This is a genomic window from Aliinostoc sp. HNIBRCY26 (genome assembly GCF_050235535.1).
Classification (GTDB): Bacteria; Cyanobacteriota; Cyanobacteriia; order Cyanobacteriales; family Nostocaceae; genus Trichormus.
On sequence record NZ_CP189852.1, the window covers coordinates 2,830,988 to 2,851,551 of the forward strand.

Annotated in this window: 18 protein-coding genes; 12 read left to right on the forward strand and 6 right to left on the reverse strand. The window is 41.4% G+C overall.

What is annotated here, in order from left to right:
• The first annotated feature begins 180 nt into the window (after positions 1-180).
• The 8 genes from ACQFX9_RS12020 (at position 181) to ACQFX9_RS12055 (ending at position 9,766) form a co-directional block, all read left to right on the forward strand.
• Positions 181-399, forward strand: coding sequence for a hypothetical protein (locus ACQFX9_RS12020; protein WP_427162218.1), 219 nt, complete (start codon positions 181-183; stop codon positions 397-399).
• 421 nt (positions 400-820) lie between these two features.
• Positions 821-1,108, forward strand: coding sequence for an RNA recognition motif domain-containing protein (locus ACQFX9_RS12025; RefSeq protein ID WP_427162219.1), 288 nt, complete (start codon positions 821-823; stop codon positions 1,106-1,108).
• Between the two features lie 557 nt (positions 1,109-1,665).
• Positions 1,666-2,715: a class 1 fructose-bisphosphatase gene (gene fbp, locus ACQFX9_RS12030; protein WP_427162220.1), complete on the forward strand. Its 1,050-nt coding sequence runs from the start codon at positions 1,666-1,668 to the stop codon at positions 2,713-2,715.
• A gap of 256 nt (positions 2,716-2,971) precedes the next feature.
• Positions 2,972-4,117: a transaldolase gene (gene tal / locus ACQFX9_RS12035; RefSeq protein ID WP_427162221.1), complete on the forward strand. Its 1,146-nt coding sequence runs from the start codon at positions 2,972-2,974 to the stop codon at positions 4,115-4,117.
• A 187-nt stretch (positions 4,118-4,304) separates the two neighbouring features.
• Positions 4,305-5,834, forward strand: coding sequence for a glucose-6-phosphate dehydrogenase (gene zwf, locus ACQFX9_RS12040; RefSeq protein ID WP_427162222.1), 1,530 nt, complete (start codon positions 4,305-4,307; stop codon positions 5,832-5,834).
• Positions 5,835-5,987: 153 nt separating this feature from the next.
• On the forward strand, positions 5,988-7,367 hold the full coding sequence (opcA, locus tag ACQFX9_RS12045; RefSeq protein ID WP_427162223.1) for a glucose-6-phosphate dehydrogenase assembly protein OpcA: 1,380 nt from the start codon (positions 5,988-5,990) through the stop codon (positions 7,365-7,367).
• 311 nt (positions 7,368-7,678) lie between these two features.
• Positions 7,679-8,476, forward strand: a complete 798-nt coding sequence (locus tag ACQFX9_RS12050) for an Rpn family recombination-promoting nuclease/putative transposase (protein WP_427162224.1) — start codon at positions 7,679-7,681, stop codon at positions 8,474-8,476.
• A 90-nt stretch (positions 8,477-8,566) separates the two neighbouring features.
• Entirely contained in the window at positions 8,567-9,766 is a 1,200-nt protein-coding gene (locus tag ACQFX9_RS12055; protein ID WP_427160925.1) for an IS4 family transposase, read from the forward strand.
• 142 nt (positions 9,767-9,908) lie between these two features.
• Here ACQFX9_RS12055 and ACQFX9_RS12060 read toward each other — a convergent pair whose 3' ends face one another.
• A complete protein-coding gene (locus ACQFX9_RS12060; RefSeq protein WP_427162225.1) occupies positions 9,909-12,110 on the reverse strand; it encodes a glycoside hydrolase family 10 protein in 2,202 nt (733 codons plus the stop codon).
• A 190-nt stretch (positions 12,111-12,300) separates the two neighbouring features.
• Between ACQFX9_RS12060 and ACQFX9_RS12065 the strand changes: the two genes are divergently transcribed.
• On the forward strand, positions 12,301-13,746 hold the full coding sequence (locus ACQFX9_RS12065) for a cobyrinate a,c-diamide synthase (RefSeq protein WP_427162226.1): 1,446 nt from the start codon (positions 12,301-12,303) through the stop codon (positions 13,744-13,746).
• Here ACQFX9_RS12065 and ACQFX9_RS12070 read toward each other — a convergent pair.
• Positions 13,735-14,241 (reverse strand): GNAT family N-acetyltransferase, encoded by a 507-nt coding sequence (locus tag ACQFX9_RS12070; protein ID WP_427162227.1) that lies wholly within the window; start codon positions 14,239-14,241, stop codon positions 13,735-13,737. The two genes, ACQFX9_RS12065 and ACQFX9_RS12070, sit on opposite strands and share 12 nt — an antisense overlap.
• A gap of 18 nt (positions 14,242-14,259) precedes the next feature.
• Positions 14,260-15,204, reverse strand: coding sequence for a phosphodiester glycosidase family protein (locus tag ACQFX9_RS12075; protein ID WP_427162228.1), 945 nt, complete (start codon positions 15,202-15,204; stop codon positions 14,260-14,262).
• A 121-nt stretch (positions 15,205-15,325) separates the two neighbouring features.
• On the opposite strand from ACQFX9_RS12075, the gene ACQFX9_RS12080 reads away from it, so the two are divergent.
• Positions 15,326-16,111: a pentapeptide repeat-containing protein gene (locus ACQFX9_RS12080; RefSeq protein WP_427162229.1), complete on the forward strand. Its 786-nt coding sequence runs from the start codon at positions 15,326-15,328 to the stop codon at positions 16,109-16,111.
• Positions 16,112-16,154: 43 nt separating this feature from the next.
• On the opposite strand, the gene ACQFX9_RS12085 is transcribed toward ACQFX9_RS12080, so the two are convergent.
• Positions 16,155-16,598 (reverse strand): cyclic nucleotide-binding domain-containing protein, encoded by a 444-nt coding sequence (locus ACQFX9_RS12085; RefSeq protein WP_236140655.1) that lies wholly within the window; start codon positions 16,596-16,598, stop codon positions 16,155-16,157.
• A 312-nt stretch (positions 16,599-16,910) separates the two neighbouring features.
• Positions 16,911-17,036, reverse strand: coding sequence for a hypothetical protein (locus ACQFX9_RS12090; RefSeq protein ID WP_427162230.1), 126 nt, complete (start codon positions 17,034-17,036; stop codon positions 16,911-16,913).
• A gap of 223 nt (positions 17,037-17,259) precedes the next feature.
• On the opposite strand from ACQFX9_RS12090, the gene ACQFX9_RS12095 reads away from it, so the two are divergent.
• Both ACQFX9_RS12095 and ACQFX9_RS12100 read left to right on the forward strand, forming a co-directional pair.
• On the forward strand, positions 17,260-17,823 hold the full coding sequence (locus tag ACQFX9_RS12095) for a TetR family transcriptional regulator (protein WP_427162231.1): 564 nt from the start codon (positions 17,260-17,262) through the stop codon (positions 17,821-17,823).
• 452 nt (positions 17,824-18,275) lie between these two features.
• Entirely contained in the window at positions 18,276-19,319 is a 1,044-nt protein-coding gene (locus tag ACQFX9_RS12100; protein WP_427162232.1) for a cytochrome P450, read from the forward strand.
• Here the strand turns inward: ACQFX9_RS12100 and ACQFX9_RS12105 are convergent.
• On the reverse strand, positions 19,309-20,505 hold the full coding sequence (locus ACQFX9_RS12105) for an IS4 family transposase (protein WP_427162864.1): 1,197 nt from the start codon (positions 20,503-20,505) through the stop codon (positions 19,309-19,311). The genes ACQFX9_RS12100 and ACQFX9_RS12105 overlap by 11 nt on opposite strands.
• Positions 20,506-20,564 lie beyond the last annotated feature (59 nt).

Sequence of the window (20,564 nt, forward strand, 5' to 3'; positions counted from 1 at the left end):
GGGATTGGTGACTGGGGACTGGGGACTGGGGACTGGGGGCAGAGTGCAGGGAGAAGTGGGGAAATTTTTCTCCCCTTGCCGCTCCCTGCTCCAATTCCTCTTGTATGCCCCATGCCCAAATTTACACGTTACGATTAGTGAATAAATCCTAATTTTCGTAAACCTTGTAGGAGAGTCTAAATGTTCATCAATGAATTGTCACCTATATTTCAGCAACTAGCCCAACACCCAGCTTCCTTTTTTGGGGGATTCTTCTCTGGCGTGTTGAGACTCAACCTTGCAGATGATCCCGTCAAAACTTGGTTAGATAAACAATTGGGAGTTAGCACCTACCCATCTGCAACAACTGAAGCCAATAACGGCAAAGCTACTGGGCCACAATCCATCACTATTGATTAAAATCAGAACTTTCTTAATCAAGACTCTTCACAGTGGAGGTTGTAATGTTTTTCACTTTTACGCCTCCGCATCACTTATGCAGTAGTCAACAAAAATCTCAACCATACAACTCAGATTTGATCTGACATCATTGAACATCAGAAAATCAATTTTTTGTCGCCTGCATAACATATAAGACTTGCTAATTATATTCTGTTAAGAGTTTGTAAAATCTCACACTTTGAACAATGGTTTGATCAGTTATCATATGAGCGTATGCCTCAGTTCAGCCGCAGGGAAGGTTTAGTTGAAGATAACGCCAGCAATATGAATGCTGCCCTACAACATTCGCCATCTGTGACCCAAACGAGACTATGCAAGCTTTGCAATCTGTTTTCTTGCTGAACTAATCGCTGTGTTTTTGACAATTACGTGATCCCACATGACTATCTACGTTGGAAATCTCTCTTACCGCGCTACCGAAGCAGACTTAAAAGCCGTATTCGCGGACTACGGCGAAGTCAAAAGAGTTGTTTTACCTACCGACCGCGAAACCGGACGGATGCGTGGTTTTGCCTTTGTTGAAATGAATGAAGACGCTCAAGAAGATGCTGCTATCACTGAGCTAGATGGCGCAGAATGGATGGGTCGTCAACTGCGAGTCAACAAAGCCAAGCCGCGAGAAGATAACCGACGAGGTGATACGTGGAATAAAAAACAAGACTATTAGCACAGGGAAACAATGTATCACCTTTTCTAAAATTAGGCAACACCCCTAAGTAGGAATTATCCTTGTAAACTGTTGAAAAGTCAGCAGGTAGGTTTTGCATAGTCTTGGTAGGAAAAAAGATTTTGCCTTACCAAGACTAAATTAAAGCTGAAACAAAGATATTGCTGTATGACAAAACAGCTAATTAAATGAGGTAAAGCGACTCTATCCTGATCAACCCTAAATGTTATTTTTTTATACGAATAAGTCCTTTCGTAAAGTGTGCGATTTTCTAAAAATCAAATCAATATACTTAAGTAAAATGCTGAGTTATGAAGATGCTTTAGATACTCAGTAGTAGATGACAATGGGCTTTTTGATAGTGGCGATCGCTCCAAGTATAACCGCCATCAACACTCATTTCTTTTTCATCTCTGTTTCATTTCTTTAGTTTATCTAAAATCACATCTAAGTTATCAAATTACCTTTCTAAGATAGAGTCAGCAACTAACGATCAGTTGCAACATTACACCTGATTTACCCAAATCAACACAGCCACTCATTAGGGAGTACATAAAATGACTAAAGCGTCAGAACCTTTAGATTTGTCTTTAAAAGACGCTCCAGATAAAAGCTTAGATCGCGATTGTACAACCCTATCTCGGCACGTATTACAGCAACTCCAAAGTTTTTCTTCAGACGCACAGGATTTAAGCGCGCTGATGAATCGCATCGCCTTAGCTGGGAAATTGATTTCCCGTCACATGAGCCGCGCAGGTTTGATGGAAGGTGTTTTGGGATTTACAGGGGACGTGAATGTGCAAGGTGAATCCGTCAAAAAGATGGATGTCTACGCTAACGACGTATTCATTTCCGTATTTAAGCAAAGTGGCTTAGTTTGTCGCCTAGCTTCCGAGGAAATGGATCAACCATATTACATCCCCGAAAATTGCCCCATCGGTCGCTATACCCTACTATATGACCCCATTGATGGCTCATCCAACACCGACATTAACTTGAGCTTGGGTTCTATCTTCTCAATTCGTCAACAAGAAGGCGAAGATATTGACGGACAAGCCAAAGACCTCCTGACCAACGGACGCAAGCAAATTGCTGCTGGTTACATCCTGTACGGGCCAAGCACCATGCTGGTTTATACCATTGGTAAAGGAGTTCATTCCTTTACCCTCGACCCCAGCTTAGGAGAATTCATCCTCACCGAAGAAAACATCCGCATTCCTAACCACGGTGCTGTTTACAGCGTTAACGAAGGTAACTTTTGGCAATGGGAAGAATCCTTCCGCGAATACATTCGTTACGTCCATCGTACCGAAGGTTACACAGCCAGATATAGTGGCGCAATGGTGAGTGATATCCACAGAATTTTAATTCAAGGCGGTGTATTTCTTTACCCTGGTACCATTCAAAAACCAGAAGGCAAATTGCGCCTGTTATATGAATCTGCTCCCCTAGCCTTTGTCTTGGAACAAGCCGGTGGTCGTGCGACTACAGGCTTAGTGGAAATATTAGATGTAGTACCCAACAAACTCCACCAACGCACCCCATTAATTATTGGTAGCAAAGAGGATGTAGCCAAGGTAGAGTCGTTTATTCAGAACGGTCACTAAGGAAGCAGTGAGATAATCAATTCAAAATTCAAAATTCAAAATTGAAGAATTGATGAATCGGCACTCAGGACTTACTCAACACTTACTCAGCAATTTCTGTAACAATTTTTGGATGACCTTGAGAGATTATCTCAGCTGGTCGATGTCATAAGTGATTGACGAAGCAACAATGCAAAAGTCCCCATTGAAAGTTTTGACTTTGATGGGCTTGCTCAAACTCACTTAGAAACATCATTAACGGAGTTAGATAATAAATATGGCCACCAATCATCTACTAGAAATAAAACAATACGGCCAAAGTGTTTGGATGGATAACTTGAGCCGCGACATTTTGCAGTCAGGGGAACTCCAAAACTTAGTTGAAAATCAAGGAATTTGTGGCATTACCTCCAATCCAGCAATTTTTGAAAAAGCGATCGCTGACAATGCAATTTATGATGCTGATATTGAAGCAGGCATTGAAGCAAAATTACCCACATACAAAATCTATGAATCCTTAGTGTTTGCAGATATCCGTGATGCCTGTGATATTTTGCGTCCTGTATATGAAGCTACCAATAGACAAGATGGTTATGTGAGTATCGAAGTACCACCCACCATCGCCCACGATACCCAAGCTACAATCAATGAAGCTCGGCGTTATTTCCAAGAAATAGGTCGAGAGAACATTATGATTAAAATTCCTGGTACAGAAGCCGGATTGCCTGCTGTAGAGCAAGTAATAGCTGAAGGTATTAATGTCAATATTACCCTGCTATTTTCTGTACAAAGCTACATAAATACAGCTTGGGCTTATATTCGGGGGCTAGAAAAACGAGTAGCAGAAGGTAAAGATATTAGTAAAATAGCCTCTGTTGCTAGCTTTTTCTTAAGTCGTATTGATACCAACATCGACGGCAAAATCGATGCCAAATTAGGACGTGGCGTTGATGATATTAACTTAGAAGCCAGACTTAGAGCCGTCAAAGGTAAAGTAGCGATCGCAAATGCAAAGATTGCTTATCAAGAGTACAAAAAAATTATTGAGAGCGATCGCTGGCAAGCCCTAGCCAGCCAAGGTGCAAAAGTGCAAAGATTACTTTGGGCTAGCACCAGCACCAAAGACCCCAATTACAGCGATGTTATGTATGTTGACGAGTTAATTGGCCCAGATACCGTCAACACCCTACCACCAGGGACAATTACCGCCTGTGCTGAACACTGTCATGTAGCTAATCGTCTAGAAACAGGAGTAAATGAAGCTTACCATCTCATAGAAAGCCTCAAAGACCCTGACATCAATATCAATCTCGATGCTGTTATGGATGAACTGTTAAGCGAAGGCATTAACAAATTTGTCCAACCTTTCCAGTCCTTAATGAACTCTTTAGAGCGCAAAGTCAAGCTATTGTCACCAGTATAGGGACTGGGGACTAGGGACTAGGGACTGGGGACTGGTAAAAAGCAAAGGCGCAGAGAGGAAAAGGGGCAGAGGAGAATTCTTTGATTCCCAATACCCAATACCCAATGCCCAATGCCCAATTCCCAATTCCCAATCCCCAATCCCCAATCCCCAATCCCCACCCTCCCACCTAGAATCGAAAACTCATATGGTTAGTCTCCTAGAAAATCCCTTGCGCGTTGGTCTGCAACAACAAGGGATGCCAGAACCTCAAATCATCGTTATCTTTGGCGCGTCTGGTGATTTAACCTGGCGCAAACTCGTCCCCGCACTGTATAAATTACGCAAAGAACGACGCATTCCCCCAGAAATTACAATTGTTGGTGTGGCGCGTCGTGAATGGAGTCACGAATACTTCCGCGAGCAAATGCGGAAAGGGATGGAAGAGGCTCACGGCGGCGTAGATCCCGAAGAACTCTGGCAAGATTTTTCTCAAGGTCTGTTCTACTGCCCAGGAGACATAGATAATCCTGAGAGTTACCAAAAACTGAAAAATCTCTTAAGCGAATTAGACCAGCAACGGGGTACAAGAGGTAACAGAATGTTTTACCTCTCCGTTGCACCTAACTTCTTTCCTGAAGCCATCAAACAACTAGGCACAGCCGGAATGCTAGACGACCCCTACAAACATCGTCTAGTGATTGAAAAACCCTTTGGTCGCGATTTAGCATCAGCCCAAAGTCTCAACACAGTAGTCCGTAAATATTGCCAAGAAAACCAAGTTTACCGCATCGACCATTACTTGGGTAAAGAGACAGTTCAAAACCTCTTGGTATTCCGCTTCGCTAATGCCATTTTTGAACCCCTGTGGAATCGTCAATTTGTTGACCATGTTCAAATTACAGTAGCGGAAACCGTAGGTGTAGAAGACCGTGCAGGCTACTACGAACAATCCGGCGCACTGCGGGATATGCTGCAAAACCACCTGATGCAGCTTTACTGTCTCACCGCAATGGAAGCACCCAACGCAATGGATGCTGACAGTATCCGCACGGAAAAAGTGAAAGTTTTACAAGCTACAAGGTTAGCTGATGTCCATAACTTGACACGTTCAGCCATACGTGGTCAATACAGCGCAGGTTGGATGAAAGGACAACCAGTACCAGGGTATCGGACAGAACCAGGAGTAAATCCCGACTCCACCACTCCGACCTATGTGGCAATGAAGTTCATGGTAGATAACTGGCGTTGGCAGGGTGTCCCCTTCTATCTGCGGACTGGTAAGCGGATGCCGAAAAAAGTCAGTGAAATTTCCATCCACTTCCGCGACGTTCCTTCACGGATGTTCCAATCTGCTGCCCAACAAAGAAACGCCAACATTTTGGCCATGCGGATTCAACCCAATGAAGGGATTTCGCTCCGTTTTGATGTCAAAATGCCTGGGGCAGAATTCCGTACCCGTTCCGTAGATATGGATTTTAGCTATGGTTCTTTTGGGATTGCGGCTACTTCCGATGCCTACGATCGCCTATTCTTAGATTGTATGATGGGCGACCAAACACTCTTCACCCGTGCCGACGAAGTAGAAGCAGCTTGGCAAGTCGTCACCCCCGCCCTTTCCGTGTGGGACGCACCCGCCGACCCCGCCATTGTTCCCCAATATGAAGCAGGTACATGGGAACCTACAGAAGCAGAACTTTTGATTAATCAAGACGGTCGTCGCTGGCGCAGACTGTAGGAATGGGGATTGGGGATTGGGGACTGGGGATTGGGGACTGGGCATGGGGAATAGGAAAATGTCTACCTTGTCTCCCTTGTCTCTCTCACCCCTACACCCCTACACCCCTACACCCTCGATTCCAAACTGATCACTGACAACATCACAACTACTATGACTTCCCAAGCCTCAACTATTTTTTCACTCCAAGCCCCCAAGGATATTTCGCTGACCGAAATCGAAGCGGAACTTAATCAAATTTGGCAAAGCTACGGCATCACCGGCGAAGATGGCGCACTACCTGCGGCTACTCGTGCTACTACTTTTACTCTAGTAGTTTACGAACCAGAAGAAACTCAATATTTGTTAGCATCTCTGGGATTTTATCATGGCCCCATTGATGGGATTTTAGGCCCCCAAACAGATGTAGCTTTGCGGCGAGTGCAAGTCAAATATGGACTCACAGAAACCGGTACAGCTACACCTGAAACCCTAGCCGTACTCCGAGAAGAGTTTGCCAAACGCCAAGGTAATGGCGTTACAGGGGAAACTGGTAACGGTTCTACATCCTATAGTCTTGCAACTAATAGCCCCAGAATTGCTGACGAAATCGCCCTTCGTAACCCTTGCCGCATCATCGCTTTGTGTCCCATTGCTGGTGAAGATGAAGGCGTAAAAGCCCAAGTTTCTGCCTACTGTCCCATTCAGAAGCAGTCTTCCAGCACATTGATTTGCTGTGAATACATCACTTTGAGTGGTACTACCGCCGCTTTAGAAAGAATAGGTGGGATGATTCCAGCATTACTGATTGGTGGTTTGCCCAAATTCCTGTGGTGGAAAGCTACTCCAGACCCCAACAACACCCTATTTAAACGACTGTCGGCAGTTTGTAACAACGTCATCGTCGATTCTTGTAACTTTAACGAGCCAGAAACAGATTTAATCAGCTTACAAGAGTTAGTAGAAAATGGTGTGCCTCTGGCTGATTTGAACTGGCGCAGACTTGCAGCATGGCAAGAATTGACCGCAGAAGCTTACGATTCTCCCCACCGTCGCGCGGCTTTGGGCGAAATTGACCGGGTGACACTAGATTATGAAAAAGGCAACCCAGCCCAAGCCTTACTATTTTTAGGTTGGTTGGCGAGTCGCTTGCAATGGCAACCAGTTTCTTATCAAAAGGAAACTGGCGATTATGATATCACCCGCATTCGCTTTGTTGCCCAAAATCAACGACAAGTAGAAGCAGAATTAGCTGGAGTTCCCGTTGCTGATGTAGGCGAAATTGTGGGTGATTTAATTGCTTTACGCCTAAGTTCTACTAATGCTCAAGCAGACTGTGGTACTGTCATTTGTTCTGAGACTGGCGGTTGTATGCGGATGGAAACCCACGGTGGCGCACAATCTGCGGGTTTATTCCAACAAGTGAGTTCCCTATCTGAGCAAAAAGCAGAAGCGTTACTCAGTCAGCAGGTACAACGCTGGGGTCGTGAAGCGTTATTTGAAGAAAGCCTCACTGTCATTGCACAAGTTGTGAAATTAGGAGTGAAAAGTTAATTCAATTCACAATTATAGTCAGATGCCATTTGGCTTTTCACTTTTGCATCTGTTGCTAGATTTTGGAGAATTGTTATTAGCTCAAAAACAAAGATATCATTAACATCAGAACCCTAGTTTCTGGGAGAAACTGGGGTTCTTATGCTTAAGAAAAAAGTGTTGATATAGGAATCATATTTGGTTTCTGAAAAAAAACTCAGTACACCTTTATGAATTCTGTTCCTGTTCCCTGTTTCCTGTTCCCTGTTCCCTGCCTACGCAAATAGTTTCAATAATCAAGTCGGATTCCTATAGATTGATAAAATTCTTCCATGCGGCGAGACTCGATATTTTATAAACTGTTTCAACAATCCCCAAATTTATTATTTGAACTATTGACAAATCCCCCTATAAATGCAAGTGAATACAAATTTGATTCCGTAGCTGTCAAAGAACCAAAATTTGAAATTGATGGGGTATTTTTACCACCAGAAAATCAAATTCCTGGGGTTGTATATTTTTGTGAGGTGCAGTTCCAGAAAGATGAACAACTTTATGAGAGAGTATTTGCTGAATCTTTCTTATATTTCTACCGTAATCGGCAAAGATTTGCTGACTGGCAAGCGGTGATGATTTATCCTACGCGTAGTATTGAACAACATGATATTTATCCCTATCGCGTTTTACTCAATAGTAACCAAGTGCATCGGGTGTATTTGGATGAATTAGGGGATATTCGCCAATTGCCGATGTGGGTGGCATTGATGGTATTAACTACGATAGAAGAAGAGCAAGCACCACAGGAAGCGAGATATTTAATTGAACGTGCCTCTGTTGAAGAACCTGAAACTGTAAATCGCACCATAATAGAACTAGTAATGACAATTATGGTGTACAAGTTTGAAAACTTACGTCGTAAGGAAGTCGAATCAATGTTAGGAATTACACTCAAGGAAACAAGAGTTTACCGAGAAATTAAGGAAGAGGGAGAAAGGTCGCTAATTTTACGTCAACTCCCTCGTCGCTTGGGAGAAATACCCCAAGCAATGCTAGAACGCATTGAAACATTATCGCTAGAACAATTAGAAAATCTAGGTGAAGCACTGTTAGATTTTACTCTTAAAGGGTGACAAGGCAACTATAAGCTATGCAGGACAAAACTTTGAGAGGATGGTGAAGACAAAAAATAGGGAGTACAGTTGTGACTCCCCTGAAAAAATATGTTTCCTGAATCTTACCAAAAAACCCTGCGTGGGCATCTGAATGAAAGCCAGTATATAACCATACAGCTTCTGTTATTATTGCTACAAGTTCATCGACAGGTAAAACTCTCCGTTTTAGCGAGTGTGTTTCCACAACCGATTCAATATGGCAGTCGCAAGCGAAACCTGCAACGCTTTTTAAACTTGCCTCAACTCAATGTCAAACTTTTATGGTTTCCCTTGATAAAATATTGGATAAGACAAGTACAAACGGGACGAAACTTAAATCGAGAGCAGCGTCGTCGTCTCCAGAGACTCAAACACCATAAATATGGATATTGGATAATTGCAATTGACAGAACTCAATGGAAGGGAAGAAATGTATTTATGGTGAGTTTAGTCTGGGGAACTCATGCGCTTCCTTTGTATTGGGAAGTATTAAAACAGGTAGGAAACAGTAATTTTCCTACTCAAAAACGGTTGCTAAAAACGGTGCTGACTCTATTTAAAAATTATCCGGTTTTAGTATTAGGAGACCGAGAATTTCACAGTCCTAAACTGGCTCAATGGCTGGATGACAGAGGTTTATTATTCGCTCTGAGGCAAAAAAAAGACCTGCATTTCCAAACAGCATTGAATCAAGAGTATCAAGTCCTGAAAAATCTGGGATTCAAACCAGGAATGTCTAAATTTTATCAGGGAGTCAGGTGCAATAAAGGGGATGGAATCGGACTATTTAATTTAGCGATCTATTGGAGACGAAAATATAATAATCAGGGAGCAAAAGAACCTTGGTATATCTTAACTAACCTCCCAACATTACAGCAAGCATTGGCAGTCTATCGTTGTCGTTGGGGCATTGAACAAATGTTCAAGGATTATAAAACAAGTGGCTATAACTTAGAAGACACCAAGGTTAATGACACCCGTTTTTTAGCCTTAGTCTTGTTGATTACTCTGGCTTATTGTTTGGCGACCATGCAAGGGCAACAGATGCAAAAATTAGGCATAGATATCTATGCTGGTCGTATCCAATCACACAAAGACATCACCCCATACCAGAGTCACTTTAGCTTTGGACTCTACGGACAACGATGGCGTTATGGGATGGAATTATGGGCAGATTGGGTTCTAAGTCTGATTGCCCTCAAACCCCATAAACGACTCTATTTTCAGCGTGGTTTTTATGCCCTATCCCTTATCCAGCAAACTTTATAGGTAGGTTGTCACCCTCTGAGGATTTTACTAGTCTGGCTGATTTGCAAAGTTGGCTAGAAACTATAGTAGAAATTTCACCTGAGCCATGAGTAGTTGTAGGGTATGGGTTATTGGCCGCAAACCCGTACACTCTTGTTAGTTTTTAATTGCGATCGCGAAAACCTACCCTACCATTAACGGCATCAAACAACACATTGTATCTATCAAATAATGCTATCCCACTATTGACTACCATTGGTTGGTCTAGCTGTTGAGCAAGATTCACACTCCAGACATTAAAGCCGTTGCGGCTACCTGGAGCAATGCTGTAGTCAAGCACGCGGGGAATCGATAGTTTGACTGTATTTTGTGCAGCTAATCTTCCCTGCTTGAGTTTACCCATCAAAGCAGCAGATTTAAAATCAACATAACTGCTATTCATTCCTGAATCTACAACCATTCTGGCATTGCAAGTATTTTTAATAGCACTATTAGCGATCGCTAAACAAACTCCACTCAGTCTAGCATCCCATCTATTACCAGGAATCCCACTTATCGCAGGTTGTGGACTTAAAGCTGCTATCTTAAAACCTGCGCGATTTTTTTCTGTCAAGCCAAGAATTAAATTACTGTTATTATCCCCACGATTTCCCATCACAATAAATCCATTACTCAAATTTCCTGGCAATTTTCTCAAGGGATTATAGGGAAGGGCGCGTTCTGCATAATTGACACCGATGATACCAGAAAATGATGTGCTACCTTTGGCAGAGCAATTGGGCTTTTGAGGGATACACTGGCGACTGGTGACTATTTGCACTGGAACAGGTTCTTCAGTGGAAATTAAGCCAAACTGGACATTAGCATAAACTAAATCACCCTCTAATACAGTGCCATCACTTAAGACTTCCCTCACTTTTTGACCTGTTTGTTGCATAGGTGCATTACCTAAAAACTCTCTGGGAACTCTGAGTCCAGATGAGCCTGTATCTAAAAGCACCCTTCTAGGGCGACCATTTGCCACTGCTACCTCTAAAAAATAACCGTTCGCCCCTCTGGGATATAAAGGTAAGGATATAGTGTCAAAACTGGGTTTACGGGGTCTAAATTGAGACGTATCGCGGACAACAGGATTAGGAAACATTTGCTCAAACGCTGCTTGGCGTTGCTCTACTGATTCTGAGCCAAATTCCCAGAGACTTTCATAATAAAAAAATACTGCTCCTAAACCGCGTTCTCGTGCGGCTCTGACTTGCGACTGAATTTGTGCAATGGAAACGGGACGATTTCTCAACCCAGTCATGATTCCTATACCAGTAGGTATCAATTGTTGCGTTTCTACAATTTCCGGAGTGATAATTGTACTGACAAAACTTTGTAAATCATTGCGGTAAACTTGAACTACCAATTCATCCACCACACCCAAGCGCACCCAGTTGAGCCAGTCTTGCAGTTGAAATTTGTAAGCAAAGTCATAGTAATTGGGAGAAACCGCAAAAATGGCATTGGGTTTTATGGCTTTCACAGCTTGATTTAATCGCACCATAAAAGCCGTGATTTTATCTGCGCGCCACTTCATCCATGCTTGAGCTTGGGGATTAGGTGGCGGGGGATTTCCTGTTTCTTGAGTGTAGAGGTTAATTGTGTATTTGTCGTAGCCAAAATCCACAGGTAAACTCATGTGGTCATCAAATTGAATGCCATCAGCGTTATATTTGGTGATGATTTCTACTACAAGGTCAGTAATAAACTGTTGTACTTCTGGGTGAAAGGGATTTAACCAAGCTACTTCACCCGCAGCCGAAATCGAAGTTTGAGTACCATCCCGCTTTTGTGTCAACCAATCAGGATGTTGTGTAGCTAATTCCGATGTTAAGGGAGCCATGAAACCAAACTCAAACCAAGGTATTGCTAATAATCCTTGACTGCGCGCTTGATTCAGAACATCTGCAATCACATCTTGGCCTTGTGTCCCTCTAAAGAAAAAAGGGATATTCATCCGTTCCATGACGGCACTAGGATATTTTGTGTAACCGTCATTCCATACCACCGGATAAACGGTGTTAAAGTTCAACCGCCGCAATTGTGAAAATGTTTCCTGCACTTTGGCGCGATTTCTGAGGATGTCAAAATCATTATTTGTCAGCCACACGCCACGGATTTCTTGACTAGGATACTGGGGTAGTTGAGCATTGATTGGCTGGAAATTTCCCAGTAGTAAAGTTGTAGTAAATGATAGAGCAAATAGTACGGGGAGTAAACGTCGGAAATTAAAGCAGGTTTTGGTCTGAAATGGGAAAATAAAAGGTAATTTGGTTAACCAAACGTTAATGTTGATGCTTTTGGGTTGGAATGAAATTGGCATTATTCTCTAAATATTTATACTGAGATTAATGAGCTTAATTTACTCTATTAAGTCCTGGTTTTGCTGAGGACTAAAGTCCTCACTACGAACGTGACGCAACTAATGGGTGAGTAGTGCCAATTCAAAATCATGTATGCTTTAAAATTCAATGGTGAGATAGTGGAATGAATCAAGACATCACCTGATTTTTATGGCTGTAGTTATTGCTGGGGAACGTAGTGGAGTGGGTAAGACAACAATCACACTCACTCTTTTGGCATCTTTATGTCGGCGTGGTGTGGCGGTGCAATCTTTCAAAGTCGGCCCTGATTATATTGACCCGATGTTTCATACTTATGTTACAGGGCGCGCTTGTCGAAATTTAGATCCAGTGCTGACTTCGGAAACCTATGTTCGTCAGTGTTTTGCTCGTCATCACCAAGTAAGTGAATATGCTTTAGTCGAAGGGGTGATGGGGTTGTTTGATGGTGTTGGGCATGGGGCATGGGGCATGGGGCATGGGGCATGGGGCATCGAGTATGGGAAAGAAGATTTAATCAGCACTGATTTTGCTAGTACAGCGCATATTGCACGCTTATTAGTTTTACCTGTGGTGTTGGTAATTGATTGTAGTCGTTTATCTGGTTCGGTAGCAGCGATCGCTCACGGTTATTGCTCATTTGACCCCAGAATTAAAATAGCCGGTTTAGTGTTGAATCGGGTGGGGAGCGATCGCCATCTCTCTCTCCTCAAAAATTCCCTCGAACCCTTAAAATTACCTATTTTGGGCGTTTTGCGTCGTCAGGATAACATTACCATTCCTGACCGCCATTTAGGTCTAATTCCTACCGCCGAACTCCCTGAACTAGACACAGTGATTCATCGCCTCGCTGATTTAGGTGATACCTGCTTTGACTGGCAAACTTTATTACCTTTGTTGGGGACTGGGGACTGGGAATTGGGAAATTCGGTAACACGAAAGATAGGGACAGATTTAACTCCAATGCCCGTTAAAATTGCCGTAGCACGCGATCGCGCTTTTAATTTTTACTATCAAGATAATTTAGATATTCTAGAAAATTTAGGTGCGGAATTAGTTTTTTGGAGTCCTTTAACGGATAAAGAATTACCCCCAGGTGTGCAGGGAATGTATTTTGGCGGTGGTTTTCCAGAGGTATTTGCTCAACAATTAGCGGCTAATAATAACGCCCGTGAAAGTGTTAAACAAGCTATTTTAGACGGAATGCCTACAATAGCAGAGTGTGGGGGTTTAATGTATTTATGTGAACAAATCATTGATTTTGAAGGTCAATCTTGGTCGATGGTGGGAATATTACCCACATCAGCAGCAATGGATAAAAAGCTGACTTTGGGTTATCGTCGTGCTGTAGCTTTGCAAGATAATTTATTAGTCAAAGCAGGCTCAAATCTATATGGACATGAGTTTCATCGTTCTCATGTTATCTCAAATTGTGAACAGCCTTTATTTACAACTTATCGCTTCGATGTAGAAGAAAATTTAGGCTTTGAGGGATGGTGTTCACCGAAAAATCTTCATGCTTCTTACATTCATCTGCACTGGGGAAACAGTTTAGAAATTCCTCAAAATTTTCTCCAAGAATGTCTGAACTTTAAATATCTCAACTCAAAATGTTAAGCGATAAATTAATTCATCAGTAAGCTGACCTTTAATCAACTCGGCTTTCTGGTTAACTTTAATTAAATTAAATCCCAGTTTTTCCACTACCTTACGGGAAGCTAGATTGTATTCGTTCACTGATGCGTGTAAAGCTGAAAGCTGAAAGCGTTGTTGGGCTTCATTTATAGCCAGGTAACAGTAAATAGGTGCATATCCTCGCTTTTGAAAATCCACAAATGTCATAAAGCCAATTTCTGCATATTGGTCATCAAAAATACCTATCTCCACTAGACCAATGTATTGATTTTGAGGAGTGACAGCAACCCATTTTAGCCAAACCATAGTTTCATTATCTGGCGATTTTTCTAAGGCTGCAAACCGGAATTGTTGCTGAACTTCTAAAAGTGTGGGGATTGGTTCTTCTAAATACTCATACATTTTTGGGTTACTAATGTATGGATAGAGAATTTGCGCGTGCTGTTCTGTTACCTTTTCTAAACGCAAAGCTACCATATCTGCTGCTGTAAAATATTAATCTATATAGAATCCCAGATGATTAGCAACTGGGCGATCGCGCATTGGTATTTTAGTATGGGTGGGAGCGTTTAAAATTTTTGGCTTCCCCTCTTTGTCTGGGTTTGCTACTACCAATGTAGTAGAACCTCCTCCATCGAGATTGATGGCATTATAAACACCCAATTTTGCTATAAATTGGGTTAATTCTCTTTTAGTAAATCCTTCGCTATATAGTGGTTGTTTACCATCTACCAAAACTAACCACAATTTTTTACCCGCTTTGTCGGTAGCTGCAACTACTCTCGAATACGGTTTGTCAGTTGAGGAATTTGCATCAATATTTATTTTGGGTTTTCCTTGAAAAACTAATACGTCATCTCCTGCTAGTCCTTGAATAGTATTTTTTGGACATTCTTCACCGCCGGGAATTTGCGCTTGGTTGTTGTTATCAAAGCATAAAACATACCAACTTGATTTTTTGCTAGCATATATTTTACTATTAGAAATAGTTTGTCCTAATACCTTTGTCTTATCTCCACTGTAAGGGTAATAATCCCACGGTGTTACCTCCCTAAAAGGATGGAAATAGCTCCCATTGATGGCAAGTTTAACTTGAAATTCTTCGACAAATTCAGATGTTGTTCTCGCTTTAGTTTCATTATCGATAATTTCTTGTTGACCGACTCCGAAATTTTTTGATAAATTCTCAATATTTGGAGTGACAAATGGTTTAATTCCAGGTGTCTTTAAATCAATTGTCACGATATGAATGATTAGAGGACGTGGCTTTGACTCGATCAAACGCTGATAAACAATCCCCCGAAATAATTCTTGTTGTGTTTTGCTGCGGGGTGGACGACTAAAATGACCCCAACCATACATTAATATTGGTAAAGATAAGAAAAGAGTACCGACAATAAAGCAATAGTTAGGTGTTTTGGGAATATATCGCCATTGCATTGCTAAATTTGCTAATTTACTGGTAATAGGAAATTAGTTTAATTTTACTCTAAGCTGAAAAATGGATAGTGATAATTTCAATTTTTGTCACCAAAATTTGCAAAATCGCTCATTTAAAGCAATGCAACTTCATGATGCAAATTTTAGCGGTGCTGATGTGCGTGGATGTGATTTTTCCCATGCACAATTACAAAGAGCTAATTTTGTGAAAGCGAAATTTGGTCAGTCATCTAGAATATTTCTGAGTTTGCGAATCACTGCATTCATTGTTTTATGCTTAACTTTTATAGCAGTTAGCGAAATGGCGTTTGGCGTAATAGGAAACACTCCAGAAATACCGGCATGGTCATATACTAAAGCTCTAGTTATCAGCTTGGCAATTTCTGGAATAGGCGCAAGTTTAAGGAGAGTTTTTACTCAAGAATCAAGCTTAGAAAATTTAATTACAACTATATCAGGTGTGGCTTCAGCAGCATTAATGGGTTTTTATTATGGCGGTCTTCTACAAAATAAAAACCCCCAAGCTGCTGTAATATCTGCACTTGTGTCATCCATAATAGCGGCAATTTTATGTTTTGTATTTAAGAATGGTTTGATGCGAGTAATTGTTGCAGTTGCGGGGTTTATTTGTAATTATGGTTTGGCTTTTTTAATTAGCAGTGTCGCCTTTGCCTATTTAAGTACCCAAAGTTATCTACTGGGGAGTATTTGGGGAATTTTAACTGTGATTTTACTAGCTATGACCATGCGATCGCTAAATTTAGCCATCCAAGAAATCACCGCTAATGGTATTACTAATTTCAGAGGTGCAAATTTAGAAAATGCTAGATTTGACTCAGATATGAATCACAAGAAAGTTGATTTTACTGCTGCTAACACACACAACATAAACTCTCAAGAGATATAAATTTTGATCATCAATCCTATCCCATCACCTATTGTCTGTTGGATTAATGCCGACCTGAAGCTGTAAATTGGATATTATCATTCAATCGGCGAACTAGACGCGATAACTCACGGATAATATTCACGGCGATTTCGGGAGTTTCTTCAATTGCATCATAAAGTTGCTCTTGGGTGAGTTCCAAAAATTCGCAAGGTTCTAAGGTGGTGACAGAAGCAGAACGGGGTTGAGTATCAAATACTGCCATTTCACCAAAGTATTTTCCCTGATCTACAACAGCAAGTTGTTTCTCCCCAATATGGACTTTGACTCTACCGGAGACGACTATATACAGCGATCGCCCTTCTTCTCCCTGTCGAAAAATGGTATGATGCGCTGGAAAATGCAACTCGTGCATCACTGAAGTCAGGCGGACAATAAAATCATCCCGCAATTCTTTAAAAATCGGGACTCGCCGGACAAACAATAAACGGTCAACGCTACTGAGCATAATTTATCTTTAAACTTGACACAGTGGGCAGTACGCAAAGTAAATACATTCTCCTGATATAGATGCTATGCTGTGCGTTGCCTTGAGTGTACTGTGGCGATCGCTTATTTTCAATAGTAAGTATAAAATTTTAGACAGACACCGCATAAATACAGTGTTTTCCGATGTAGAGTCAAAGAAACAAGAAATCATACCTTAGTCAATACTCCCCATCCACAAGATGCACAAATTACACAACCTATACTAAACCCATAAATGTCAATTGTGAGGAAGTATACGCTAGTTTACAAAAATGTTTCCTCAGTGAAACTCTCACCGATTTTCGACGGCTTCAGGTTCAAACTCGACTTGTTGGTACAAAGAGGCGATCGCAGTTTCTAGACTATCTTGCCATGACGCATATCTGACCGACTCAATACCAAATAGTATAGTTGACACTATACCGTCCAGACGGTACTATGAATTTAGTGTACCAACCAGACGGTAAAAATCATGATTACACTTAAATAGAAAGACAAATGACAACTGACTAATAACAGACTGAACTCAAAAATGTGCGATTTTAACGTAAATTAGTTGAGAAACTGAATCCAAAACCATCTTGTTGCTAGATAAACTGTCTTCACCAGACAAATTATCTATAAATCCATTATTCAACTTTATGACTGCTAGCAAAAAAACAAAATCTGCATCTGTGACTCGTAAGGCATTGTTAGAAGCAGCAGGGCGAGTGATGGTAGCACATGGTTCTAAGGCACTGACATTGGAAGTTGTAGCCCGTGAAGCTGGTGTCAGCAAAGGTGGATTACTTTACCACTTTCCCAACAAAGAAGCCTTAATTTCTGGGATGTTGCAACAGCTAATTGATGAAAAGACATTATTACTAGAGCATGAATTGAAGCAAGATGATGCACCCAATACACCAGGACATTGGCTGAGAGCTTATATCCGGTCGTATCGCAAATTTGACGCTGACTCGATTGCCATTCATTTCAGTTTTTTAGCTGCGATTGCAGAAAATCCAGAATTACTAGAGCCGGTGCAAAAACAATTAGCTGATTGGCAACAGCTAATCGAGGACAGTGGACTCAATCCAGCAATGGCAACTGTAATTCGTCTAGCACTTGATGGTCTCACCTTCGTCCACATCTTTGGTTTAGGAACTCCAGATGAATCGTTGCAACAGCAGGTGATTGAAACGTTACTAAAACTAGCTCAAGAGTAACTAAGTAAATCTGTGCGGAAAAACCAAACTACATTAAGCAATGTAAAAATTGGGAAATTCGTTTTGTAGTACAAACTACCCTTTGCTACGCAACGCTATCGCTAACGTGTTCTTGCAAAGCAGTACAGTCCTTATTTGAGGACTAAAGTCCTCTCTACGAGACGCTTGCGCGTAGCTTGCTTCCCTGGAGGGGTACACTACAAACCTTTAATTATTTACACCGTTCTACTAGTCATTTCAAAAAGTTTTCTCAAAGGCTGAGATTTGGGTGCTTTCCTAATTTGATGTTTGCACCTAGATATTTTGCCGTAGCTGTCTTGTTGATACGTGGAGTCAGTGCGATCGCTCGACTGCAAACATAGCCTGTTCATAACGGTTTTCTGACATTCGATGACTGACCAAATAACAACGATATTTGGCAAAATTCAACCTGTAATTTTTTACACAAGGAGATGATGATGACTACCGTTTCCAAATCACAACCAACCGATTCACAATTCCTCCTCAATCCTTTTGCTTGGTTGGCGAAAATGCGCCGAGAAGCACCCGTTTTTTACAGTACAGAACATCAATGTTGGATGGTGTTTCGCTATAATGATGTGTCACGGGTGTTGAGCGAATGGAAAAGCTTTTCCTCCCAATTGCCACAACTTCACGAACAAGAAGATTTCAGTCAATCTTTAGTTACTACTGATCCACCTAAACATCAATCTCTGCGCTCAATCGTCCAAAAAGTCTTCACTGCAAATCAAGTTGAAGCATTAGCCCCTCGGATTACTGAACTTACTTACGAGTTATTGGGGCAAATGAAGCAACACAAACAAGTTGATTTAGTACATAATTTCGCTACTCCTTTACCAGTCATTGCAATTGCAGAAATTCTCGGTATACCTGTTGAAGACAGGGAAGACTTCAAACGCTGGTCAGATGGAATTATGGCTGGAAGTCAAACTGCTATTCAAGATATGGCTGATTATTTTCGGCAATTACTAAAAGAACGCCAGCAGCGTCCTAGTAAAGACTTAATCAGTAATTTAATTGCAGCCTACGCCGAAGGAGAAAAGTTAACAGCCCAGGAACTCGTTGATTTTTGTATGATTCTTTTGGTGGCTGGTAATGAAACTACTACTAACTTAATTACCAATACTATTTTGTCTCTGCATGAGCATCCTGATGAAAACCAACGGTTACGGAATGACTTGTCTTTATTACCAACTACCATTGAAGAAGTCCTGCGTTATCGCTCCCCGATTACTTACTTACAAAGATATACCAAAGTAGAAACTCAAATTGGAGACCAGATCATTCCTCCCAGACAACTTGTTTGGGCGTGGATAAGTTCTGCGAACCGCGATGAACTTCAGTTTGAGAATAGCGATCGCTTTATCATTGATCGAGAACCGAATAAACATCTTGCCTTTGGTCATGGCATTCATTTTTGTTTGGGCGCACCTTTAGCTCGATTCTCAAGGGATGACAAGAGAGCTAGACAGTAGACTGGAGATAGGATAGAGCCTTTAAACCTCGCTGAAAATAGAGGTGCTTATGAGGCTTGAGATTCATCAAAACGAGAGCCATATCTGAGAAGAGTGCCATAGATTCTACCCAAAGAAAACCGTATAAACCTATGAAGAAATCACTATGCCGTGGCACGGCACGTTGTTTCTCTGTTGGGCGACAAATATACTGAGCAAGCTGCTGTTTTTGACAGGAAATTCCTTTAAAAGTAGCCAAAGTATAGGCGATAGTCATCAGCAAAATAGTTGCCAATAAACGACGTTCATTGACTTTCGTATTTTCTAGATTATAGCCACCATTTTTACAATCTTTGAACAATGTTTCAATTCCCCATCGTGCTGCATAAAATGATAAAGCGAGATGAAGACTGGGCAGACTTGTCAAAATATACCAAGGTGCTTTCGGAGCTTGGCCTCGATATTTACGTTTCCAATATGCTGCCAAATTAAAGTTTCCTAATTGATGTTTTTTTGTACAACAAATATTTGCGTAAAATTGGCGCGTTCCGGGTTTAATTTTCAACTCCTCAAGCGCGACATAAACTTGCTCATCATCGCTGATACAGGTATTCTTTTTCTGACGTAATGCAAAGTCTACTCTCCACTTATTCAGCCAGTTTGCCAGCTTTACACTGTGAAATTCTCGGTCTCCTAATAAGACAATTGGATAAGACCGTAACAGACGTAATACAGGTGCAATGACTCGTTTTTGTTGAGAGAAGTTACTGTTGCCTTTTTTGTCGAGCAATTCCCAATAAACTGGAAGAGCGTGTTTACCCCAAACTAGGCTTAACATCATTATATTTCGCTCTTGCCATTGAGTTCTATCTAGTGCTAATAGCAAATATCCTTGGTGGATAATAGTGCTTTTTTTCGAGCGTCTTCTTTGATATCGATTCGGCTTTCTGTGTTGAAACTCTTTTCTGAGCCAGTGTTTGATTATAGGAAACCACAGCACCTTAGCACTCAATTGTGGCAAATTTAAAAACCGTTGTAAGTTCCGTACTCGACTTTCATATTTTATCGGTTGCGGAAACAGTTCTGCTAACTGCGACAAACTCACATTTCGGTAGCTTTGCACTAGCATAATTAGCAACTGGAGAGTTAGATATTGGCTCTTGTTCAGGTGAATCTCGAAAACTTTTTGGTATAATTCAGGAATCATTTTGATATCAGGAGTTGTCTTTCCAGACAACTCTATTATTTTTTGGGGACGTTTGCTCA